The 21832-nt window shown below is 71.2% G+C and carries 19 protein-coding genes and 1 riboswitch; of the genes, 12 read left to right on the top strand and 7 right to left on the bottom strand.

Features of this window, described 5'->3' with window-relative positions:
• Positions 1-53 precede the first annotated feature (53 nt).
• The 3 genes from ACFTWP_RS12535 to ACFTWP_RS12525 all read left to right on the top strand — a co-directional run bounded on the left by ACFTWP_RS12535 (position 54) and on the right by ACFTWP_RS12525 (position 3406).
• Positions 54-1325 carry an Ig-like domain-containing protein gene (locus ACFTWP_RS12535; RefSeq protein WP_380264460.1) on the top strand — a complete coding sequence of 424 codons (1272 nt, stop codon included), beginning with the start codon at positions 54-56 and terminating at the stop codon, positions 1323-1325.
• A 146-nt stretch (positions 1326-1471) separates the two neighbouring features.
• Positions 1472-2716 (top strand): Ig-like domain-containing protein, encoded by a 1245-nt coding sequence (locus ACFTWP_RS12530; RefSeq protein ID WP_380264459.1) that lies wholly within the window; start codon positions 1472-1474, stop codon positions 2714-2716.
• 150 nt (positions 2717-2866) lie between these two features.
• Positions 2867-3406 (top strand): ATP-binding protein, encoded by a 540-nt coding sequence (locus ACFTWP_RS12525; RefSeq protein ID WP_380264458.1) that lies wholly within the window; start codon positions 2867-2869, stop codon positions 3404-3406.
• A gap of 298 nt (positions 3407-3704) precedes the next feature.
• Here ACFTWP_RS12525 and ACFTWP_RS12520 read toward each other — a convergent pair whose 3' ends face one another.
• On the bottom strand, positions 3705-4136 hold the full coding sequence (locus ACFTWP_RS12520; RefSeq protein ID WP_380264457.1) for a hypothetical protein: 432 nt from the start codon (positions 4134-4136) through the stop codon (positions 3705-3707).
• Between the two features lie 500 nt (positions 4137-4636).
• On the opposite strand from ACFTWP_RS12520, the gene ACFTWP_RS12515 reads away from it, so the two are divergent.
• Positions 4637-5749: a hypothetical protein gene (locus tag ACFTWP_RS12515; protein WP_380264456.1), complete on the top strand. Its 1113-nt coding sequence runs from the start codon at positions 4637-4639 to the stop codon at positions 5747-5749.
• Positions 5750-5941: 192 nt separating this feature from the next.
• On the opposite strand, the gene ACFTWP_RS12510 is transcribed toward ACFTWP_RS12515, so the two are convergent.
• The 4 genes from ACFTWP_RS12510 to gcvT form a co-directional block, all read right to left on the bottom strand.
• Positions 5942-7324: an L-serine ammonia-lyase gene (locus ACFTWP_RS12510; protein WP_380264455.1), complete on the bottom strand. Its 1383-nt coding sequence runs from the start codon at positions 7322-7324 to the stop codon at positions 5942-5944.
• A 180-nt stretch (positions 7325-7504) separates the two neighbouring features.
• Positions 7505-8773, bottom strand: a complete 1269-nt coding sequence (gene glyA, locus ACFTWP_RS12505) for a serine hydroxymethyltransferase (protein ID WP_380264454.1) — start codon at positions 8771-8773, stop codon at positions 7505-7507.
• A gap of 130 nt (positions 8774-8903) precedes the next feature.
• Positions 8904-9281, bottom strand: coding sequence for a glycine cleavage system protein GcvH (gene gcvH / locus ACFTWP_RS12500; protein WP_380264453.1), 378 nt, complete (start codon positions 9279-9281; stop codon positions 8904-8906).
• 141 nt (positions 9282-9422) lie between these two features.
• Entirely contained in the window at positions 9423-10544 is a 1122-nt protein-coding gene (gene gcvT / locus ACFTWP_RS12495; RefSeq protein ID WP_380264452.1) for a glycine cleavage system aminomethyltransferase GcvT, read from the bottom strand.
• Between the two features lie 210 nt (positions 10545-10754).
• Positions 10755-10857: riboswitch (glycine riboswitch) on the bottom strand.
• Positions 10858-11110: 253 nt separating this feature from the next.
• Between gcvT and ACFTWP_RS12490 the strand changes: the two genes are divergently transcribed.
• The 7 genes from ACFTWP_RS12490 (at position 11111) to ACFTWP_RS12460 (ending at position 19684) form a co-directional block, all read left to right on the top strand.
• Complete coding sequence (locus tag ACFTWP_RS12490; protein WP_380264451.1) at positions 11111-11908, top strand: enhanced serine sensitivity protein SseB; 798 nt, start codon at positions 11111-11113, stop codon at positions 11906-11908.
• Positions 11909-12098: 190 nt separating this feature from the next.
• The gene (locus ACFTWP_RS12485) at positions 12099-13004 is read left to right on the top strand and encodes an enhanced serine sensitivity protein SseB C-terminal domain-containing protein (protein WP_380264450.1); all 906 of its coding nucleotides are present in this window, start codon (positions 12099-12101) and stop codon (positions 13002-13004) included.
• A gap of 536 nt (positions 13005-13540) precedes the next feature.
• Positions 13541-14539 carry an ABC transporter permease gene (locus ACFTWP_RS12480; RefSeq protein WP_380264449.1) on the top strand — a complete coding sequence of 333 codons (999 nt, stop codon included), beginning with the start codon at positions 13541-13543 and terminating at the stop codon, positions 14537-14539.
• A 92-nt stretch (positions 14540-14631) separates the two neighbouring features.
• Positions 14632-16401, top strand: a complete 1770-nt coding sequence (locus ACFTWP_RS12475; protein ID WP_380264448.1) for an ABC transporter substrate-binding protein — start codon at positions 14632-14634, stop codon at positions 16399-16401.
• A gap of 118 nt (positions 16402-16519) precedes the next feature.
• Positions 16520-17518 carry an ABC transporter permease gene (locus tag ACFTWP_RS12470; RefSeq protein ID WP_380264447.1) on the top strand — a complete coding sequence of 333 codons (999 nt, stop codon included), beginning with the start codon at positions 16520-16522 and terminating at the stop codon, positions 17516-17518.
• Positions 17515-18597: an ABC transporter ATP-binding protein gene (locus ACFTWP_RS12465; RefSeq protein WP_380264446.1), complete on the top strand. Its 1083-nt coding sequence runs from the start codon at positions 17515-17517 to the stop codon at positions 18595-18597. The genes ACFTWP_RS12470 and ACFTWP_RS12465 overlap by 4 nt, the downstream gene beginning before the upstream one ends.
• A 28-nt stretch (positions 18598-18625) precedes the next feature.
• Positions 18626-19684 (top strand): ABC transporter ATP-binding protein, encoded by a 1059-nt coding sequence (locus ACFTWP_RS12460; RefSeq protein ID WP_380264445.1) that lies wholly within the window; start codon positions 18626-18628, stop codon positions 19682-19684.
• Between the two features lie 107 nt (positions 19685-19791).
• Here ACFTWP_RS12460 and ACFTWP_RS12455 read toward each other — a convergent pair whose 3' ends face one another.
• Positions 19792-20145: a VOC family protein gene (locus ACFTWP_RS12455; RefSeq protein ID WP_380264444.1), complete on the bottom strand. Its 354-nt coding sequence runs from the start codon at positions 20143-20145 to the stop codon at positions 19792-19794.
• A 204-nt stretch (positions 20146-20349) separates the two neighbouring features.
• Here ACFTWP_RS12455 and ACFTWP_RS12450 point away from each other — a divergent pair, with 204 nt between their 5' ends.
• Positions 20350-21009: a trimeric intracellular cation channel family protein gene (locus tag ACFTWP_RS12450; RefSeq protein ID WP_380264443.1), complete on the top strand. Its 660-nt coding sequence runs from the start codon at positions 20350-20352 to the stop codon at positions 21007-21009.
• Here ACFTWP_RS12450 and ACFTWP_RS12445 read toward each other — a convergent pair.
• Positions 20945-21793 carry an IclR family transcriptional regulator gene (locus ACFTWP_RS12445; RefSeq protein WP_380264442.1) on the bottom strand — a complete coding sequence of 283 codons (849 nt, stop codon included), beginning with the start codon at positions 21791-21793 and terminating at the stop codon, positions 20945-20947. The genes ACFTWP_RS12450 and ACFTWP_RS12445 overlap by 65 nt on opposite strands.
• Between the last annotated feature and the right edge of the window lie 39 nt (positions 21794-21832).

Below are 21832 nucleotides of genomic sequence, written 5' to 3'. Positions count from 1 at the left end.
TTCCGGGCACCAGCGCGTGTATTCAGGGTGGATACCGGGAGGGGAGAGACCGAGTGAAGCCGGTTCAGGCGGACAACGCCGCGATACGTAGGGCAGACCGCCGGGGGCGCCGCAGCGCCGTCGCGGTCATGATGGGCGGGGTGCTGCTGTTGGGCGCGGCCTGCTCGTCGAACGGCGGCGGGGGCACCGGCGGCAGTGCCGGCACCGCCGGCAACGACACCGCGGCGACCGGGGGTGCCAGCAGCGCCGCGTCCGCGCCGGCCACGGAGACCCCCAAGGTCTCGGCGGCGGTGCTGAACGTCGAGCCGAAGGACGGCGCCGTCGACGTCAACCCGACCAACGGCGTCAAGGTCGGCGTCACGGGCGGCAAGCTGACCGCGGTCGAGGTGACCGACAAGGACGGCAAGGCCGTACCGGGCGCGATCAGCGCGGACGGCCTGGGCTGGACGCCCTCCGCGCCGCTGACCGTGGGCATGGCGTACAAGGTGAACGTGCAGGCGGCCGACCCGGCCGGCCTGGTCTCCGCGTCCACCACGACCTTCACCACGCTCACCCCGGCGAAGACGGTCTCCACCAACGACAACATCGCCGACAACGGCACCTACGGTGTCGGCATGATCGTCTCGGTGAAGTTCAACAAGGCGATCAAGAACCAGGACGCCGTGGAGAAGGGCATCACCTTCGTCGCCAGCGACGGCACCACCGTCAAGGGCCACTGGTTCGGCAGCCAGCGGCTGGACTTCCGGCCGGAGAAGTACTGGAACCCCGGCACCAAGGTCACCATCAAGTACCGCCTCAAGAACGTCGAGGTCGCGCCCGGTGTCTACGGTGACGTGGACAAGGACGAGCCGTTCGTGATCGGCCGCTCGCAGGTCTCCACCGCCGACTCCGCCACGCACCAGATGACCGTGGTGCGCGACGGCAAGTCGACCGTCCTGCCGGTGACCCTGGGCGACGCCAAGAACCCGTCCTGGAACGGCACCATGGTGATCTCCAGCAAGGAGAAGGTCACCCGGATGAACTCCCAGACCGTCGGCCTGGGCGCGGAGTACGACATCCAGGACGTCCCGCACGCGATGCGGCTGACCGACTCCGGCACCTTCGTGCACGGCAACTACTGGGCCAACCCGTTCGGCAAGAGCAACGCCAGCCACGGCTGCGTCTCCATGCAGGACGTCCAGGGCGGCAGCGACACCTCGGTGGCGGGCAAGTTCTTCAACGACTCGATGATCGGCGACCCGGTCACGATCAAGAACTCCACCAGCGCCACCGTGAAGCCGGACAACGGCCTCAGCGGCTGGACGATGGACTACAAGAACTGGTAACCCCCCCTCCGCGACGACCGGCCCGGCTCCCTGCCCGCAGGGTGCCGGGCCGCTCGCGTTCCCGCTGGTAACGGTCGGGAGACGGCCGCAACTTTCCGCTCCCCGGACGCGTGTTCTCAGCTGGGTAACGAGGGAGGGAGTCGGCCGTGGAGTCGATACGCAGGCCCGTCGGGTCGATACGCAGGGCGTCGGCCGCCGTGGTGCTCGGCGGTCTGCTGGTGCTGACCACCGCGTGCGGGGGCGGCACGGGCGGTAAGCAGCCGCCCGCGGGGGCGGCCCTGGGCGGCGCCGGCGGGGGAGCCTCGGCTCCGGCCGGCGCGCGATCGGAACAGCCGCAGCCGAAGGTCTCCGCGGCCGTCCTGGACATCACCCCGAAGAACGGCGCCGAGGGCGTGGCGCCGGGAGCGCTGAAGGTCTCGGTGGCGGGCGGGAAGCTCACCACCGTCAAGGTCACCGACAAGGACGGCCGGGAGATACCGGGGGCGGCCACCGCCGACGGCGCGGCCTGGACCCCGAACGCTCCGCTGGCCGTCGGCACGGCGTACCGGGTCAGCGCGCAGGCCGCCGACGCCGCGGGGGTGCAGGCCACGGCGGAGAGCGGCTTCACCACGCTGACCCCGCAGCACGAGGCCGAGCCGTCGGACAACATCACCGACGGAGCCGCCTACGGGGTCGGGATGATCCTCTCGGTGGCCTTCGACAAGGACGTGCAGAACAAGGCCGAGGTGGCGAAGGGCATCACCTTCGAGACCGACAACGGCACCGTGGTCAAGGGCCACTGGTTCGGTGACCGCCGGCTCGACCTGCGCCCGGAGGCGTACTGGAAGCCCGGCACCAAGGTGACCGTGCACTACCGGCTGAAGAGCGTGGAGATCTCGCCCGGCGTCTACGGCGGGGTGGACCGCGACGAGCCGTTCACCATCGGCCGCTCGCAGGTCTCCACGGTGGACGCGAACACCCACGAGATGACCGTGGTGAGCGACGGCCAGACCTCCGTCATCCCGATCACCTCCGGCTCGCCCGAGCACCCGACCTGGAACGGGACGATGGTGATCTCGGCCAAGGAGGGCGTGGTCAACATGCGCTCCAGCACCCTGCCGGGGATGACCGGCGAGCCGTACGACCTGATGGTGCCGCACTCGATGCGGCTCACCGACACCGGCACCTACGTGCACGGCAACTACTGGGGCCACTCCTTCGGCGAGGACAACACCAGCCACGGCTGCGTCGGCCTGCAGGACGTGAAGGGCGGCGGATCCGGCACCGTGGCGGGGAAGTTCTACGACTCCTCGCTGGTCGGTGACGTGGTCACGGTGCAGAACTCCAAGCGCGGACAGGTGGAGCCGGACAACGGCCTCAGCGGCTGGAACCTGCCCTGGGGCTCCTGGTAGCGGACGGCGTACGGCGACCCTGCCGGGCACCCCTCGCGGGGTGCCCGGCAGTGCTGTTTCGGACGGTTGCTGTCGGCATATGCCTGCCGAATAGTGATTGTTTGCTCATTGTCCGTACGCGGCCGCATGCGTTCCGCAATGATGGGGCGCATGGCGGGATGGGGCGAAGCGGAACAGTCATCACATCCTGGGGCCGGTCTGCTGGGTGACGCCGCGTCGAACGACCGCCCCCTGGCGTTGGCGGCCTTGGAGCGGCTCGGCCCCGAGGAGCTCGAACAGGTCTACTTCGGGCGGATGTGCGAGCGGGACGGATCCGACGAGGTGGTGCTGCCCTCCCGGCCGCAGTCCGCGTCGGTGGCCCGGAGACTGGTCCTGTCCGTCCTGCAGTCCTGGGGCCTGCACCAGCTGCTGGAGGTCGGGGAGTTACTGGCCGGCGAGCTCGTCGCCAACGCCGTCCGGCACGCCGCCGGCCGCACCGTCGGCCTCCAGGTGCAGCGGCGGCCGGGCTGGCTGCGGGTGGAGGTCAGGGACTCCTCGCGGGCGCTGCCCTGCCGGATCGTGGCCGAGCCCGGCGGCGAGGCCGGCTACGGCCTGCTGCTGGTCGACGACCTCTCCGACCGCTGGGGGGCGGACCTGCTCCCGCGCGGCAAGGGCGTCTGGTTCGAGCTGAAGATCCGCGAGCGCGGCTGACGGCGTCGGCGGAAGCGTTCGTCCCATTCCGGAAAACACGCAGGGCCCCCGTCGCCGTGGTGCGGCGTGGAGGCCCGTGCAGGTCATCGCGCCGGTCAAGGGGGTGCGTACCGCGCGATGGGGACGGCCGCGCCAGGTCGGGGGCGGCCGTGGTTCGCGTCCGGGGCGTCGTCACGCCCCGGACTGCTTCGACTATCGCATGCGTCTCAGGATGTGAGCAAACCGGACAGCTTGGATTGGAAGGTTTGTAACCTAGTTCACCTTTGCTGCGCGCATGAATTCGCATGAAGGCCTTTGATTATTCACCTTGTCTGGGGTGGCTCGACGGTCGGTGGGCGGCTGCTCTTCCCCGGCGCGGTGGCGTGGTCCGTGCGGTCCGCGGAGGCGGTCCGGTGGGCCGGTCACCGCATGGGGTGCGTCGTCGGCCGGGGTGGGCCCGATCGCCCTCGGCGGGGTGGATCCGGACGGAGTGCAGGCGGCCGTCCATTCGGAGGGTGAGGGTGAGCGAGCCGTCCCGGACGAGGAATTCGCGGACCCGGTCGGCGGCCTCGCGCCGGGTGAGGAAGTACTCGAAGGCGTCGGACTGGTCTGCGCCGAGCGGGAGTTCGCGCAGCGAGCGCCAGAGCGCGGCGAGGGCGTCGGGGAGGTGCTGGAACCGGGCGGGGGCGGTCACGTCCTCGATCTCGACGGCGACGGCTCCGTCGGCGCTGGGGCCGGGGCAGGAGGTCACGCGGCGCTCCTGCGGGTGGCGGCGGGCGTACCGGCGGGCGCGACGCTGCACCAGACGGCCTTGCCGACGCCGCCCGTCCGGGCCTGGCAGCCCCAGCCGAGGTCGGTGGCCCGGCGGCCGGGGAGGCCGTCGGCGCCTCGACGCCTGGCGGGCCGGCCTGGGAACACTCCGGGCCGGCCTGCCACGGGCTGCGGCTACCGTTGGTCGGATTGCCTTGCGATCACCACTCGATGGCGCTGTCCTTTGCATCTCAGTTCAACTGCACGGCGGTTGGGCACAACACTGACCTGTTCGGTTCGGCCCGAGCAGCCGGAGCTGCATTCGCGTCGTGGACAAGTCGCCCGCCCGCTGTCGCGGTCAGGTGAAACGGCATCCTCGGCTCGCTCGGACCAGCCGTCGACGGTCGGAGCGATCGCTCGCTGCCGGGGCGCTTGACGGTGGCAGTGGCTATGTTCATGCCTTAGCCAGGTTGCCCCTGCTGGGAGTTGAAGGTGAGTGGCGTGACTTCGCTGCTGTTCGGAGTGTTTCCGGGAGTCCTCGGAGCTGGACTTGCCACCGTCCTCGCGTTGGCCGGCGCCACTTCCGGCGTGTTGGCGGGCCACGTTCGGCGGAAGGGCTTCTGGCTCGTCCGCCGTAGCGGGTTCCAGCAGCGGGCGCGTCGGCGCTCGGAGCAACTGTACGAGCAGGCGACCAGGGCCACCGATGCCGCCGGTGTGGCAGCCCCTGACCGATCCGTGCTGGTCCAACTCGACGCGTGGGCCCTTGCCGTGAAGGAACAGGTGCTGCTCGGTGTGCCGGTGGCGGTGCTGGCGTTCGCGGCGCTTGCCATGGGCGTTGCCGAGGCATTGGCTGCCGGTGTATCCGAGGCGGCATTCCTGTGGGCGGTACTGCCCGCGGTCGCGCTGGCCGTACTGTCCACCCTGCCCATGCGGCTGGACGACATAGCGCTTCGCCGTGGTCACAGCGCTGATCTCGTAGCTCTGGCGGCGATGCAACTCCTGGCAGCCTGCGACCAGCACCGTGAGCACCCCAGTCCTGAGTCGACCATCAGGCTGGATGACGGTGTCGGCCGATTGAGCAGTGCTTTGGGGATGTTCGCGCGATTCGGAGTGACACGCTCTGTTTCGCGGAGGCGTCGTCTGGTCGGGCAGGTGGCCGGGATGAGTGCCGAGCTGAACGAGGCCCTGGAAGCGGTGTATCGCGACCGCTCGCAACTCACGGTGCTGGTGGAGAAGGTCGCCCGTCTTCTCGCGTCGATGAAGGACCAGTGCATCCTGGCCCTGGTGAGTGAGGAGGTCGGACGGAGTCTGGAGCGGGACGAGGCGGAGGGAGTTTCCCCCTGGGGCTATGTCGCCGCGCACGTCATGTCATTCGGGATCGGATGCGGGTTGTTGGCCGTGGTGAGGTCGCTCGATCTCGGCAGCGAGTTGGTGACCGTCGTGGTGCTTCCGGTGGTGGTACTGCTCATGCAGATTCCGTACGGGTTGGTTCGCCGATCGGCGGGACTGCGGCGGCTGCCACGCTTCGCGCTGGGGACTGACCGCCCTGTGCCGGGTGAGCAGGCGACCGAAGCGACGGACTCGGCGATGTCCAGGAGTCCCAACGCCGGCTGAGGACGGTCCCGACCGGCACAGTGCTGCGACCGCTGTCGCTCGGCTGCAACCGCTGGCCGAATGTCCGACGGTGTCGGCCGCGCTCGCAAGCGGCCCGGACGGCGCCATGAAACCCGGCGTCCCGGGCCGCCGCTTGGCAGGCCCGGGACGCCGGATCTTCAGAACGGCCGGCAGGTCACGTTCGTGGAGTGGTCAGCACTCGATGACGTTGACCGCGAGTCCTCCGCGCGAGGTCTCCTTGTACTTGACCTTCATGTCGGCGCCGGTCTCCTTCATGGTCTTGATCGCCTTGTCGAGGGAGACGTGGTGGCGGCCGTCGCCGCGCAGTGCCATCCGGGCCGCCGTGATGGCCTTGACCGAGGCCATGCCGTTGCGCTCGATGCAGGGGATCTGGACCAGGCCGCCGACCGGGTCGCAGGTGAGGCCGAGGTTGTGCTCGATGCCGATCTCGGCGGCGTTCTCGACCTGCTCGGGGGAGCCGCCCAGCACCTCGGCGAGGCCGCCGGCCGCCATCGAGCAGGCGGAGCCGACCTCGCCCTGGCAGCCGACCTCGGCGCCGGAGATCGAGGCGTTCTCCTTGAAGAGCATGCCGATCGCGCCGGCCGCGAGCAGGAAGCGGACGATGCCGTCCTCGTCCGCGCCGGGGATGAAGTTCAGGAAGTAGTGCAGGACGGCGGGGATGATGCCGGCCGCGCCGTTGGTGGGCGCGGTGACCACGCGCTGTCCGGAGGCGTTCTCCTCGTTGACCGCCATCGCGTAGAGGGTCACCCACTCCATCGCGTTGGCGGGCCCTATGCCCTCGGCCCGCAGGGCGCGGGCGCCGCTGGCGGCCCGGCGGCGGACCTTCAGGCCGCCCGGCAGGATGCCCTCGCGGGACATGCCGGCGGCCACGCACTCCTGCATGACCCGCCAGATCTCCAGCAGGCCGGTGCGGATCTCGGCCTCGCTGCGCCAGGCCTTCTCGTTCTCCAGCATCAGGCCGGAGATCGACAGTCCGGTCTCCCGGGTGAGGCGCAGCAGCTCCTCGCCGGTGCGGAACGGGTAGCGCAGCACGGTGTCGTCCGGCTTCACGCGGTCCGCGCCGATGGCGTCCTCGTCGACCACGAAGCCGCCGCCGACCGAGTAGTAGGTCTTCTCCAGCACGGGTACGCCGTCGGCGTCGTACGCGGCCAGGGTCATGCCGTTGGCGTGGTACGGCAGCGAGCGGCGGCGGTGCAGGATCAGCTGGGTGTCGGTGTCGAAGGCGATCTGGTGGGCGTCGGCCAGGTCGTGGCCGAGCAGCCGCAGCTGCTTGGTCGCCTTGATCCGCTCCACGTCCAGGTCGGCCTGGTCGACGTCGACGGTCCGGGGGGAGTTGCCCTCCAGGCCGAGCAGGACGGCCTTGGGGGTGCCGTGGCCGTGGCCGGTCGCGCCGAGCGAGCCGAAGAGCTCCGCGCGGACGGCGGCGGTCTGGGCCAGCAGCCCCTCGGACTTCAGGCGGCGGGCGAACATCCGGGCGGCCCGCATCGGGCCGACGGTGTGGGAACTCGAAGGGCCGATGCCGATGGAGAAGAGGTCGAAGACGCTGATGGCCACGGGGGACGTCCTTGTCTGGTCTCGTGGAAGGACAAGCAGGTACACGGGTCGGGGCACCGCGCTCCACGTTCCAGTGTGCGCGGTGCCCCGGGGATTCGGGAGGCCGGCGGGTGTGTGCCGGCCTCCCGAGGGAGGAAGCGTCCTGCGGGGTCAGGCGGTCCCGCAGGGGTCGGGCGGGTGTTACAGGTTCGGGTACAGCGGGTACTTCGCGGCCAGCGCGCTGACGCGGGCCTTGAGGGCGGCGGCCTTGGCCTCGTCGAAGGTCGGCAGCAGCGTCTCGGCGATGACGTCGGCGACCTCGCGGAAGTCCTCGGCCTGGAAGCCGCGGGTGGCGAGCGCCGGGGTGCCGATCCGCAGGCCGGAGGTGACCATCGGCGGGCGCGGGTCGTTCGGGACGGCGTTGCGGTTGACCGTGATGCCGACCTCGTGGAGGCGGTCCTCGGCCTGCTGGCCGTCCAGCTCGCTGTGGCGCAGGTCCACCAGGACGAGGTGGACGTCGGTGCCGCCGGACAGGACGGAGACGCCGGCCGCGGTCGCGTCGTCCTTGAGGAGGCGCTCGGCGAGGATCTTGGCGCCGGCCAGGGTGCGCTGCTGGCGCTCCTTGAACTCCTCGGACGCGGCGACCTTGAAGGCGACGGCCTTGGCGGCGATGACGTGCTCCAGCGGGCCGCCCTGCTGGCCGGGGAAGACCGCGGAGTTGATCTTCTTGGCGTACTCGGCCTTGGAGAGGATCACGCCGCCGCGCGGGCCGCCGAGGGTCTTGTGGGTCGTGGTGGTCACCACGTCCGCGTACGGCACCGGGTTCGGGTGCAGGCCCGCGGCCACCAGGCCGGCGAAGTGCGCCATGTCGACCATGAGCAGGGCGCCGACCTCGTCCGCGATGCGGCGGAACGCGGCGAAGTCCAGCTGGCGCGGGTAGGCGGACCAGCCGGCGATGATCAGCTTGGGCTGGTGCTCCTTGGCGAGGCGCTCGACCTCGGCCATGTCGACCTGGTTGGTCTTCTCGTCCACGTGGTACGCGGCCACGTTGTAGAGCTTGCCGGAGAAGTTGATCTTCATGCCGTGGGTGAGGTGGCCGCCGTGGGCCAGGCTCAGGCCCAGGATGGTGTCGCCCGGCTGGATCAGCGCGAACATCGCGGCGGCGTTCGCCTGCGCACCGGAGTGCGGCTGCACGTTCGCGTGCTCGGCGCCGAACAGCGCCTTCACCCGGTCGATCGCGATCTGCTCGGCCACGTCGACGTGCTCGCAGCCGCCGTAGTAGCGACGGCCGGGGTAGCCCTCGGCGTACTTGTTGGTCAGCACCGAGCCCTGGGCCTCCATGACCGCCACCGGGGCGAAGTTCTCGGAGGCGATCATTTCCAGGGTGGTCTGCTGACGGTGCAGCTCCGCGTCGACCGCCGCGGCGATCTCCGGGTCGAGGGCGTGCAGGGACTGGTTGAGAACCGTCATGGTGTGGTCTTCCCGTCATGGGGCAGCCGCGCGCAGCTCGTCGGCCGCGGGGACGGCCGGGCGGCGGGCGGGAGCGGGCAAGGGGCCGGGCGGGGGCGGCCGCCGCGCTGCGGCCGCCCCGTCGGGGGACTCAGCCGCCGGTGAGGGCGGTGTACTCGTCGGCGCTCAGCAGGTCCTCGGGCTCACCGTCGAGCCGGACCTTGAACAGCCAGCCACCCTCGAAGGGGGCGGAGTTCACCAGGGCCGGCTCGTCGATGACGGCCTGGTTGACCTCGACGACCTCGCCGGTGGCGGGGGAGTACAGGTCGCTGACCGACTTGGTGGACTCAAGCTCGCCACAGGTCTCACCTGCGGTGACGGTGTCGCCGACCTCGGGCAGCTGCACGTAGACGATGTCACCGAGGGCGTCCGCCGCGTGGGCGGTGATGCCGATCGTCGAGACACCGCCCTCGGCGGCCGTCAGCCACTCGTGCTCCTTGCTGAACTGCAGGTGCTGGGGGTTGCTCATGGCGTCATTCTCCAGGATGGGAAGCAGTCGGTGGAAATGCGGGGTCGCCGGACCGGCCGGGCGACCCGGACAGGGGTGACGGTGGGTGACCGCGCTCACGCGGGCGGATGCCCGCGGCGGGGTCGGCGGGCGCGCCGGGCGCTAGCGGGCGCGCTTGTAGAACGGCAGCGCGACGACCTGGACGGGCTCCTGCTTGCCCCGCACGTCCACCGCCACGGTGGCGCCCGGCGTCGCGTGCGCCGCGTCCACGTACGCGATCGCGATCGGCTTGCCCAGCGTCGGCGACGGCGCACCCGAGGTGATCCGGCCGATCGCGGTGCCCTCGGCGTCCACCACGGCGTACTCCGCGCGCGGCACCCGCCGGCCCTCGGAGACCAGGCCGACCAGGACCCGCGGCGGGTTGGACTCGGCCTCGGCGGCCGCCTGCTCCAGCGCCTTGCGGCCCACGAACGCGCCGCCGTTCGTGGTCTTGTCGAAACGCACCACCCGGCCCAGGCCCGCGTCGAACGGGGTCAGGTCGGTGTTCAGCTCGTGCCCGTACAGCGGCATGCCCGCCTCCAGGCGCAGCGTGTCCCGGCAGGACAGGCCGCACGGGACCAGACCGGCGTCCCGGCCCGCCTCGGTCAGCGCGTTCCACAGGTGCTCGGCGTCGGCGGGGGCCGAGAAGATCTCGAAGCCGTCCTCGCCGGTGTAGCCCGTCCGGGCCAGCCAGACCTGCTTGCCGGCCACCGTCGCGGGCAGCAGCGCGTAGTACTTCAGCCCCGGCAGGTCCGCGTCCGTGACCGAGGCCAGGATGCCGTTCGCCTCCGGACCCTGCACGGCGATCAGCGCGTACGCGTCGCGGTCGTCGCGGACCACCGCGTCGAAGCCCTCGGCGCGGGCGGTCAGCGCGTCCAGCACCACCTGCGCGTTGGAGGCGTTCGCCACCACCATGTACTCGTCCTCGGCGGTCCGGTAGACGATCAGGTCGTCCAGGATCCCGCCGTCCTCGGCGCAGATCATCGTGTAGCGGGCGCGCAGCACGCCCAGCGCCGAGATGAAACCGACCAGCGCGTGGTCCAGCAGCTCGCCGGCCTGCGGGCCGGACACGGTGATCTCGCCCATGTGCGAGAGGTCGAACAGGCCGGCCTTCGTGCGGACGGCGAGGTGCTCCTCGCGCTCGCTGCCGTAGCGCAGCGGCATGTCCCAGCCGGCGAAGTCGGTCATGGTGGCGCCGAGGGCGCGGTGCAGCGCGTCGAGCGCGGTGAGACGGGGGGACGACATGGCCTGTACTCCTTGGGCTGGGCACTCAGGTGTGCGCACGCCGGACCGGCCCCGACGGGGACCCGACCCGCGCGCGGGCATGCGGCGGCTGGGTCTCCCCATCTGTCGTCACAACCTGAGAGCTTCACCGCGCACTGCCCTTGGGGACAGCATGGCGGCTTGCACCGTGGGTGGGCGCACGGCAGGGCCGTGTCCGCTTTCCAGATGTGCCTCGCCCGTGCGGTAGGGGTGCCTGAGAGATTCCGGGGAGGACTTGCTCCTTCGGCGCCGGCCGTACCCCCAGGGGCACTCCGGACTCTCCCGCGCGGGTTCGAGCGGCCTGTATGGAGTTGGCGCCCCGCCGAAGCACTCACGAGGACGGGCACATCATGGCATAGGTGGGGGGAGTTTCATCAGGCTGGCGGCCTCCCGCAGGTCACCGCGCAGTGGGGTGGCCCGTGCGCGAGGGGTGGCTCCGGCGGCCCGTGCGCGGAGGCTTTCGGTCCGTCCCGAGACGGTCCGACCCGCGACCCGGTCCGGCCGATAGGCTTGGTGGCCAGGCGAGAGATGGGGCGGTACAGGGGCGTATGGGTTACCCGGTGGAGGAGACGCAGGCGTGGGGCGAGCCCGGGGTGGCGCCGCCGGGCGGGAGCTGGCCGGCCAACGAGCTGGAGCAGGTGCTCTCCGCCGCGCTCGGTGACCCGGGGGCCACGCCGCGGGTGATCGAGGTGCTGGCGCGCAGCCAGGTGTGGATCCCGCTGCCGGCCGGCGCCGACCCGCAGGGGCAGTCGCTGGACCTGCCGACCATCGAACTGGCCGGCGCCCCGTACGTACCGGTGTTCTCCTCCCAGGAGCAGTTCCTCCAGCAGGCGCCGGGGCTGGCCTTCGCGGTCGCCCCGATGTGGGAGTTCGCGCGCGGGCTGCCGCTCGGGCTGGGCATCGCGGTCAACCCGGACGCGCCGGTGGGGATCCCGGTGCCCCCGGCGGGGGTCGCCGAGCTGCGGCGCGGGCCGCGCGAGGACCGCTGGGACGCTCCCGCGGAGGCCGCTGCCGGTGGCCGGGTGGCGCTGCGGGAGCCGGCCCCGGAGGAGGAGCCGTTCGCCTTCCTCGCCGCGGCCGGCGGCGAACTGTCCGCGCTGCCCGGAGTGCTGACGGCGCGTCGGGCGCTGGCGAGCGTGGAGGGCGAGCCGACCGTGCTCTTCGTCGGGGTCCAGCTCGACCCCGCCTGGCCCGCCGACGCGGCCGCGGTGAACGAGGCCCTCGGCCGGGCGCTCGGAACCGCGCCGCTGCCGGGCGGCGTCCACCTCGTGCTGCTCGACCTGGCGGACGACCCGGTGGTGGAGTGGCTGCTCACCCGGGTACAGCCGTTCTACACAAGGATGTGACCGGTGGAGTTGGGGCACGTCGGCATGGCGACTGTCCGCAGCGCCCCATAGGCTGCGTCCGGACATCCCGGGACGGACATCCCTGCCACACCGGCGGCGGCAGACGAGGAAGAGGACTCGAAGTGGGCGAGCGGGGCGAGCGCGCCGGCAGAAGGTGCGTGTTTCGCGTGACGGCCATCGAGGTGGGCGCATGAACGCGGCAGCCGGCGGCGGAGCACCGGGCCCCTGGGGGCCGCCGCTCGCGGCGCGCCCCGGGCCCGACCCGGGGGCGTTGGAACGCGCCCTGCGCGAGGTCGCGCCGGAGCGGTACGAGGCCTACGAGGGCATGCTGCGGGCGCTGGCCGAGGGCCAGGTCTGGATGCTGCTCTGGCACGGCTCGGCGGGGAGCCCGGACGCGCAGTACGGGAACATGGACGTCTCCGGGCACGGCTACGCGCCCGCCGTCACCTCGCCCGAGCAGCTCGCGGCCAGCGGCTGGGCCCGCGGCCACGAGGTGATCACCGGGCAGGAGATCGCCGCCTCGCTGTACCGCACCCGATGGGGCCTGTGGCTGAATCCGCACGCCCCCGGCGGCGGTGTCGGGGTGCCCTGGGCGGACCTGCGGCGGATCGCGGCGGGCCTGGACCGACTGCCGGCCGGGCCGCTGCAACTGAGTGAACCCCAGGTCCAGGCACCGCAGTTCTACGGGCTGCTGGAGCATCAGGCGCTGGAGGTGCGGGCGGTCCGCGCGCTGCGCCGGGCCTGGGTGCGCCCCGCGGTGGGGGAGCCGTACCTGGCGATCGGACTGGAACTGTACGACACCTCGCCGCCGGCCGTGGAGGCGGTGCGGGCCCTGATGCAGCGGGCGATCGCGGTGGCCCCGGAGGGGCTCGCGGTCTCGACGGTGGCGATGGCCGACGAGTACGACCCGGTGGCGATGTGGATGCGGGCCAACGCGCGCCCGTTCTTCGACCGCGAGGCGGCCGGCCGCCCGCCGGTGGCGCCGTACCCGCCCGTCCCGTACCAGCCGCAGGCCTCGTACCCGTACGGCACGCAGCAGCCGCCGGCGGGCCCCGGGTGGCCGCAGCAGCCGTGGCCGGGCTACCCGGGTCGCTGACCCGCCCGCCGCCGCGGACCGCGCCCCAGGGGGCCGCGGAGGCCTTCGCACGTCCGACCGGTCTGACCTCGGGTCAGGCCGGTTTCGGCGTTTTCCGGGGCCTCGGCGTCCACTTCTGTGAGAGATCTTGACATGCATGTAACAGCTGGGTGAAGAAGGCTATGCGTCCTCCCGGGGTGTGCATGCCGACAGATCACAGTTGGGCATCCTTCGGTTGTCAGGGCTGGCGCAAGCGCGTCCGGATGACACAGAGTTCTGCGCAATGCAGTGCACGCACGGTGCCCCACAAGGGTGAACGCGCACGCAGACCGCATGATCCGCGCGATGCCCAAACCCGCGCGGGTATCTGAGCACCCCCGTTCCGCTGTCTTCCGCACCGCCGTACCGCCGATCCGGCGACCAGCACCACCGCACCGTTGCAACACGCACCAGTAGCGCCACCCGCTCACGCAGTCCTGGCCCGGATCGGGCCGGAACACCTCGCGCGACCGGGCACCGTGGGCCGGCCACCGTCGGCGAGGGGACCGAACTGACTCATGACCACACCCATCGACACCACCGGATCAGCCGGCCCGGTCGAGACCGGACCGGCCGCCGCAGCGGCGCCGGCCAAGAAGATCGAAGGCCGTTCTCCGGGCCGAATCGCCTGGGACCGCCTCAAACGCGACAAGGTCGCCCTCGCGGGCGGCGTCGTGGTGGTGCTGCTGATCCTCGCCGCGATCTTCGCGCCCGTGCTCAGCTCGCTCTTCGGGCACCCGGTCGACGAACCGCACCCGGATCAGATCAACCCTGACCTGGGCCTTCCCAAGGGTGCATGGGGCGGCATGAGCGGGGACTTCCTGCTCGGTGTCGACCCGACCTTCGGACGCGACGTCTTCAGCCGCATCCTCTACGGCGCCCGGATCTCCCTCACCGTGGCCCTGCTCGCCGCCGCCGTCTCGGTGGTGATCGGCGTCGTGTTCGGCGCCGCGGCCGGCTACTTCGGCGGCTGGGTGGACTCCGCGATCAGCCGCGTGATGGACGTCCTGCTGGCCTTCCCCCAGCTGCTCTTCTCCATCGCCCTCGTCTCCGTGATGCCCAACGAGATCTTCGGTCTGAGCGGCAGCGGCGTCCGGATGGCGATCCTGGTTCTGGTGATCGGCTTCTTCGGCTGGCCCTACATCGGGCGCATCGTCAGAGGCCAGGCCCTGTCACTGCGCCACCGCGAGTTCGTCGACGCGGCCCGCAGCCTGGGCGCCGGCAGCGGGCACATCCTCTTCCGGGAGCTGCTGCCGAACCTCGTCGCCCCGATCCTCGTCTACGCGACGCTGATCATCCCGACCAACATCCTCAGCGAGGCGGCCCTCAGCTTCCTCGGTGCGGGCGTCAAGCCCCCGACGCCGTCCTGGGGCCAGATGCTGTCGGAGGCCACCAAGATCTACCAGGTGGACCCGACCTACATGGTCATCCCCGGCATCGCCATCTTCGTCACGGTGCTCGCCTTCAACCTCTTCGGTGACGGCCTGCGTGACGCGCTCGACCCCAAGGGCAACTAGCCCGCCAAGCCCCCCAGTCCAGGCAGGTCTCTCTCAGCCTGCCCCCTCGGCGGACCGTTCGTGCCCGCACATCACCAGGAGGATCAGTACCGATGAAGCGCAACAGGACACTGGCCGCAGCAGCCCTCGTGGCCGCGCTTGCCCTCACCACCTCCGCCTGTGGCGGGTCCAAGGGCGGCGGCACCAGCGACGACGCGGGCAAGGGCGCGTCCGCCGGTTTCAACGCGGCCGTGGACAAGGTGCTGAACGCCTCCGACAAGACGGGCGGCACGCTCAACCTCTGGACGAGCACCGACGCCGACTCGTTCGACCCGGCCCGCGGCTACTACGCCTGGGTCTGGAACATGCAGCGCTTCTACGCCCGCACCCTGCTCTCCTTCGACGGCAAGCCGGGCAAGGCCGGTCTGGAGCTCGTTCCCGACCTCGCCGCCGAGAAGCCGGTGGTGTCCGCGGACGGCAAGACCTACACCTTCAAGCTGAAGCAGGGGCTGAAGTACGAGGACGGCTCCGCGATCACCTCGAAGGACATCAAGTACGGCATCGAGCGCGTCTTCGCGCAGGACGTCATCTCCGGCGGCCCGACCTACCTGATCAACTCCCTCGACCAGGGCCAGGACTACACGGGCCCCTACACCGACACCGACCCGAACAAGCTGGGTCTGAAGACGGTCGAGACCCCGGACGACGGCACCATCGTCTTCCACCTGGCCAAGGCGGACTCCTCCTTCCCGTACCTGCTGGCGATGGGCACCGCCTCGCCCGTCCCGCAGAAGGCGGACACCGGCGCCAAGTACGGCGACAAGCCGCTCTCCTCGGGCCCGTACAAGTTCAAGAGCCTGGAGCCCGGCAAGAGCTACGAGCTGGTCCGCAACGACCAGTGGGACCCGAAGAGCGACCCGTTCCGCAAGGCGCTGCCGGACGCGATCAAGCTGACGGTCACCACCAACGCGGACGACATGGACTCCCGTCTGCTCGCCGGCACCGCCGACATCGACGCGGGCCAGACCGGCCTCTCGCAGGCCGCCCAGGTGAAGGTCCTCCAGGACGCGAAGCTGAAGGCGAACACGGACGACCCGTACAACGGCTTCATCCGCTTCATCGCGCTCAACCAGCAGGTCGCCCCCTTCGACAACATCCACTGCCGCAAGGCGGTCCTGTACGCGGCCGACACCACGGCCCTGCAGACGGCCCGCGGCGGCTCGGTGGCCGGCTCGCCGTTCGGCAGCATGCTGCCCCCGAACATCCTCGGCTCGGACGACTACGACCCGTTCGGCCTGACCAAGGGCAAGCCCGACCTGGAGAAGGCCAAGGCCGAGCTCAAGGAGTGCGGCAAGGCCGACGGCTTCACCACCACCATCGCCGTCCGTGGCAACAAGGCCAAGGAGGTCAACTCGGCCGTCGCGCTGCAGACCGCCCTCAAGGCCATCAACGTCACGGTGAACGTCGACCAGTACGACGGCAAGCTGCTCAGCTCCGTCGCCGGTGCGCCGGACGTCGTCCACAGCAAGGGCTACGGCCTGCTCGTCGTCGGCTGGGGCGCGGACTACCCGAACGGCGCCGGCTACATGCAGCCCCTGATGGACAGCCGCTTCATCGCCAAGAACGGCAACAACAACTACCCGGAGACCAACCTCCCCGAGGTGGACGCGCTGTTCGACGAGGCCGCCGCGCAGACCGACCCGGCGAAGGCCGCCGAGCTGTACAAGAAGATCAACCACACCGTCACCGACACCGCGGTGTACCTGCCGGTCGTCGCCGACAAGGCGCTCAACTACCGCAACCCGCGCCTGACCAACGTCTTCATCACCGACGCGTTCGGCATGGTGGACTTCCAGGCCCTGGGCACCTCCGACGGCAAGTGACCTGACCCGTCCGCACCCGTAGTTCGCAAAGCTAGCCCAGAAGGGCAGGTGAAGGTCCTCGCCCGGGCGGCGGTGTCCCCTACAGGGGAGCCGCCGCCCGGGGCGGGGCCCGACCGCAGTGCTCGTGTATCTCATTCGACGGCTCGTCAACGTCGTCGCCATGCTGCTGGTGGTCTCCGTGGTCACCTTCGGCATCTTCTTCATGGTGCCGAAACTGACCGGGACCGATCCGGCGCTGCTCTACGTCGGCAAGATCGCCGACAAGGTGGCCGTCGAGGGCATCCGTCACAAGATGGGCCTCGACAAGTCCATCCTCGAGCAGTACCTGCTCTTCCTGAAGGGCCTGTTCGTCGGGCGTGACTACAGCACGGGCGTGGACGTCACCCACTGCTCCGCGCCGTGCTTCGGCTACTCCTTCAAGACCGAGCAGGAGGTGTGGCCCGTCCTCCTCGACCGCCTGGGCGTCACCGCCTCCCTCGCCGCCGGCGCCTCCATCCTCTGGCTGGTGTTCGGTACCGCGACGGGCGTCGTCTCCGCCCTGCGCCGCCGCACCGTCATCGACCGGACGGTCATGATCACCGCCCTGGCCGGTGTGTCGCTGCCGATCTACTTCACCGGCATGCTCGCCAGCGCGGTCTTCGTCTACCAGCTCGGCTGGTTCCCGCACGACTACGTGAACCTGGGCGACGACCCGGTCGCCTGGATGCAGAACCTCGTGCTGCCGTGGATCACCCTGGCGTTCCTCTACGCCGCGACCTACGCCCGGCTCACCCGCGCCACCCTGCTGGAGGTGCTCGGCGAGGACTACATCCGGACCGCCCGCGCCAAGGGCCTGGGCGAGCGGACGGTCATCGGCAAGCACGCCATGCGCTCCACGCTCACGCCGATCCTGACCGTCTTCGGCATGGACCTCGGCGCCCTGATCGGCGGCGCGGTGCTGACCGAGTCGACGTTCAACTTCCGTGGCCTCGGCTACGAGGCGGTCGCCGCGGTCAGCTCCAGCGACCTGCCGGTGATCATGGGCGTGACGCTGTTCGCCGGCTTCTTCATCATCCTGGCCAACCTGCTGGTTGACGTGTTGTACGCCGTTGTCGATCCCCGGGTGAGGCTGGCATGAGCAAGACCCTGAACACCCCCGAGCAGGTGACCGCCGGGCCGAAGCCCTCGGGCTTCCTGTCCGTGCGCGACCTGCGCGTGCACTTCCCCACCGAGGACGGCCTGGTCAAGTCGGTCGACGGCCTGACCTTCGACCTGGAGAAGGGCAAGACCCTCGGCATCGTCGGCGAGTCCGGCTCCGGCAAGTCCGTCACGTCGCTCTCGATCATGGGTCTGCACCGCACCGGCACCAAGCGCGGCGCCCCGCAGATCTCCGGCGAGGTCTGGCTGGACGGCGAGGAGCTGATCGGCGCCGGCCCGGACCGGGTCCGGCAGCTGCGCGGCCAGAAGATGGCCATGATCTTCCAGGACCCGCTCACCGCGATGCACCCCTACTACACGGTGGGTGCGCAGATCGTTGAGGGCTACCGGGCGCACCACCCCGGCGCGAGCAAGAAGGAGGCGCGCAAGCGCGCCGTCGAGATGCTCGACCGGGTCGGCATCCCGCAGCCCGACAAGCGCGTCGACGCCTACCCGCACGAGTTCTCCGGCGGTATGCGCCAGCGCGCGATGATCGCGATGGCCCTGGTCAACGACCCGTCCCTGCTGATCGCCGACGAGCCCACCACCGCCCTGGACGTCACCGTCCAGGCGCAGATCCTGGACCTCATCCGCGACCTCCAGCAGGAGTTCGGCTCGGCCGTCATCATCATCACCCACGACCTCGGGGTGGTCGCCGAGCTCGCCGACGACATCCTGGTCATGTACGGCGGCAAGTGCATCGAGCGCGGGCCCGCCGACACCCTCTTCGACAGCCCCGAACACCCCTACACCTGGGGCCTGCTGGGCTCGATGCCGCGACTGGACCGCGAACTCCAGGACCGGCTGATCCCGGTCAAGGGCACCCCGCCCAGCCTGATCAACGTGCCCAGCGGCTGCGCCTTCCACCCGCGCTGCCCGTACGCCGGCCTCACCGGCGGACGGTCGACGACCGAGGTGCCCGTGCTCGCGGAGGCGGCCCCCGGCCACCACGCCGCCTGCCACATCCCGGCCGCCGAGCGGCACCGGATCTTCACCGACGAGATCGCGCCCCGGCTGTGAGCACGTACCACCCTTCAGGAGAGACTTCATGACGGACACTCAGGTAGCGGCGATCCCGTCACCGACGCCCGCGTCCGACCGCGAACCGCTGCTCAGGGTCACCGGGCTCACCAGGCACTTCCCGATCACCAAGGGCCTGCTGCGGCGCCAGGCCGGCGCCGTGCGGGCCGTCGACGGCATCGACTTCACCGTCAACGCCGGCGAGACCCTGGGCGTGGTCGGCGAGTCCGGCTGCGGCAAGTCCACGATGGGCCGTCTGGTCACCCGCCTCGACGAGCCGACCGCCGGCACCATCGAGTTCGAGGGCACCGACATCACGCACCTGGGCACCGGGGCGATGCGGCCGTTGCGCCGCGACATCCAGATGATCTTCCAGGACCCGTACTCCTCGCTGAACCCGAGGCACACGGTCGGCACCATCGTCGGCGCACCGTTCCGGCTCCAGAACGTGAAGAGCGAGGGCGGCACCAAGAAGGCCGTCCAGGAGCTCCTGGAGCTCTGCGGGCTCAGCCCCGAGCACTACAACCGGTACCCGCACGAGTTCTCCGGCGGCCAGCGCCAGCGCATCGGCATCGCCCGCGCCCTGGCCCTGCGACCGCGGATGATCGTGGCCGACGAGCCGGTCTCCGCCCTGGACGTCTCGATCCAGGCCCAGGTGGTGAACCTGCTGGACGACCTCCAGAAGGAGCTCGGGCTCACCTACCTGATCATCGCGCACGACCTCTCGGTGGTCCGGCACGTCTCGGACCGGGTCGCGGTCATGTATCTCGGCAAGATCGTCGAGATCGCCGACCGGGACTCCCTCTACAAGACGCCGATGCACCCCTACACCACGGCCCTGATGTCGGCCGTGCCGGTGCCCGACCCCCGGCGCAAGGAGCAGCGCGAGCGGATCCGCCTCACCGGCGACGTCCCCTCCCCGATCAACCCGCCCAGCGGCTGCCGGTTCCGCACCCGCTGCTGGAAGGCCCAGGACGTCTGCGCCACCCAGGAGCCGCCGCTGGTCGCGCTCAAGACCGGGCACCAGGTGGCCTGCCACTTCCCGGAGAACAGCCCCGAGCAGGCGAAGACGCTCGCGGGCGGCTGAACCGACCCGCCCGGCGGTCTCCGGGCGGGTGAAGGGCGGTGCGGCCCCGACCTCCCGGTCGGGGCCGCACCGCCTTCGCGCTTCGCGATGGGCGTCGCCGGGCGGGCTCAGTGCCGGGCGCTCAGCACGCAGAACTCGTTGCCCTCGGGGTCGGCGAGCACCGTCCAGGACTGCTCGCCCTGGCCCACGTCGGCGCGCCGGGCGCCCAGCGCCAGCAGGCGCTCCACCTCGGCGGCCTGTCCGGTCTCCGGGCGGAAGTCCAGGTGGAGGCGGTTCTTCACGACCCGGGGATCGTCCACGCGGATGAAGAGGAGGCTCGGCAGCCGGTCCGGAGCGGCCCGGATCTCGTACTCGTCGGGGTCGTCGTCCACGGTCACCCAGCCGAGTGCCTCGGCCCACCAACGTCCCAGCGTGACGGGGTCGTTCGCGTCGACCACCACTTGCTCCCAGTGCAGTGCCATGTCCCGCACCCTACTGTGCGGCGGCCCGGCCCCGGGGGAGCGGCGCCCCGGTCGGTGCGGCCCGCAACCGGCTGCCCCCGGCCGTCCGCCCGGCTGCTCCCGGCCGTCGGCGCGGCTGCTCCCGGCCGTCCGGGCGGCCGGCGCCGCGCGGGCATCCGGAGGCCCCCGGTCCGGATCGCGCCGGGCGCCGTGGAGACTGGTGCGGTGACCTCGCAGATCTTCCCCTCCGACGTGCAGCAGACCCTGGACCTGGTCGGCATCTTCGTCTTCGCCCTGTCCGGCGGCCTGCTGGCCGTGCGCAAGAACATGGACATCTTCGGCATCTGCGTACTGGCGGAGGTCACGGCGCTCGGCGGCGGGGTGATGCGCGACCTGGTGATCGGGGCGACGCCGGTGGCCGCGTTCACCAACCTCGGCTACTTCTCCACGCCGCTGGTGGCCGGGCTGGTGGTGTTCTTCCTGCACCCGCAGGTCGAGCGGATCAACCGCAGCGTGCAGACCCTGGACGCGCTCGGGCTCGGCCTGTTCTGCGTGACCGGCACCGTCAAGGCACACGACTACGGCCTCGACTCGGTGGCCTCGGTGGCGCTCGGGATGGTCACCGCCACCGGCGGCGGCGTGATGCGCGACATGCTGGCGCAGGAGATCCCCTCGCTGCTGCGCTGGGACCGCGAGATCTACGCCGTGCCGGCGCTGATCGGCTCCGCGATGGTGGCCGCGCTGATCGCCGCCGACGACCTCACCGCGGCCACCGGCACGACGGCCGCGCTCACCGCCTTCCTGCTGCGGATGTTCGCGCTCAGGTTCGGCTGGCGGGCACCTCGTGCTTGGCACCGCAACGGTTCTCGCACCAGCGAGGAGTAGGCGAGCCGCCGTACGCCAGCGAGATCGCCTCCACCGTGCAGAGCAGTTCCGGCAGCAGCCGGGTGAGCACGGTGGCGGGGGCGACGTCGGCGGGCGCCGAGATGGCGCACGCCGCGACCGCCCGGCCGCCGCTGCCGGAGATCGGCGCGGCCACGCTGGTGACGGCCTCCTTGTTCTCGCCCCGGTCCATCGCCCAGCCCAGCCGGCGGACGGCCGCCAGGTCGGCGAGCAGCTCCTCGGAGTGCGACCGGTCGCCGTGCGGGGTGCCGGCGGCCGCCCGCCCGGGGGAGCGGGCCTCGAACTCCCGGGTCACCGGCAGCGCCGTCAGCTGCTCCTCGGGCAGGTCCGCCAGCAGGACCCGGCCGAGCGCGGTCGCGCTGGCCGGTACCCGGCGCCCGATCCGCGAGGCGGGGCCGAGCCAGGAGCCGGGGCTGACGGGGTACCGGCTCTCCACCTTGTCCAGGTAGATCACCTCGCCGCCCTCCAGCACCGCCAGGTGCACGGTGTGGCCGTACCGCTCGTTGAGCGAGGCCAGGTACGGCGCCGCGACCTGGCGGACGTCGACCTCCTCCAGCGCCTGCTGGGCGAGCGAGATGAGCCGGCCGCCGAGCCGGTAGCGGTGGTCGGACTGGCGGTGCACGAAGCCGTGCGACTCCAGGGTGCGCAGCAGTCGCAGGGCCGTGGACTTGTGGACGTCGATGGAGCTCGCGGCCTGCTCCAGGGAGGTCGGGCCGTCGCCGAGCGAGGCGAGGATGGTCAGTGCGCGGTCGACCGACTGTGACATGGCGCCCCCCGGAGCGTCGTGCTGGGTTGAGTCGTGCTG

Source organism: Kitasatospora sp. NPDC057015, assembly GCF_042673745.1.
Taxonomy (GTDB): Bacteria; Actinomycetota; Actinomycetes; order Streptomycetales; family Streptomycetaceae; genus Kitasatospora.
The sequence above is the reverse complement of the archived record's forward strand: the minus strand, read 5'-3'. Positions and strand labels throughout refer to the sequence as shown.

What these genes read in the sequence shown, in the direction of transcription:
- ACFTWP_RS12525 (WP_380264458.1), top strand. Translation starts at nt 2,867, where the DNA reads ATGGCGGGATGGGGCGAAGCGGAACAGTCATCACATCCTGGGGCCGGT.
- glyA (WP_380264454.1), bottom strand. Translation starts at nt 8,773, where the DNA reads ATGACGGTTCTCAACCAGTCCCTGCACGCCCTCGACCCGGAGATCGCC.
- gcvH (WP_380264453.1), bottom strand. Translation starts at nt 9,281, where the DNA reads ATGAGCAACCCCCAGCACCTGCAGTTCAGCAAGGAGCACGAGTGGCTG.
- gcvT (WP_380264452.1), bottom strand. Translation starts at nt 10,544, where the DNA reads ATGTCGTCCCCCCGTCTCACCGCGCTCGACGCGCTGCACCGCGCCCTC.
- ACFTWP_RS12490 (WP_380264451.1), top strand. Translation starts at nt 11,111, where the DNA reads ATGGGTTACCCGGTGGAGGAGACGCAGGCGTGGGGCGAGCCCGGGGTG.
- ACFTWP_RS12485 (WP_380264450.1), top strand. Translation starts at nt 12,099, where the DNA reads ATGAACGCGGCAGCCGGCGGCGGAGCACCGGGCCCCTGGGGGCCGCCG.
- ACFTWP_RS12480 (WP_380264449.1), top strand. Translation starts at nt 13,541, where the DNA reads ATGACCACACCCATCGACACCACCGGATCAGCCGGCCCGGTCGAGACC.
- ACFTWP_RS12475 (WP_380264448.1), top strand. Translation starts at nt 14,632, where the DNA reads ATGAAGCGCAACAGGACACTGGCCGCAGCAGCCCTCGTGGCCGCGCTT.
- ACFTWP_RS12465 (WP_380264446.1), top strand. Translation starts at nt 17,515, where the DNA reads ATGAGCAAGACCCTGAACACCCCCGAGCAGGTGACCGCCGGGCCGAAG.
- ACFTWP_RS12460 (WP_380264445.1), top strand. Translation starts at nt 18,626, where the DNA reads ATGACGGACACTCAGGTAGCGGCGATCCCGTCACCGACGCCCGCGTCC.
- ACFTWP_RS12455 (WP_380264444.1), bottom strand. Translation starts at nt 20,145, where the DNA reads ATGGCACTGCACTGGGAGCAAGTGGTGGTCGACGCGAACGACCCCGTC.
- ACFTWP_RS12445 (WP_380264442.1), bottom strand. Translation starts at nt 21,793, where the DNA reads ATGTCACAGTCGGTCGACCGCGCACTGACCATCCTCGCCTCGCTCGGC.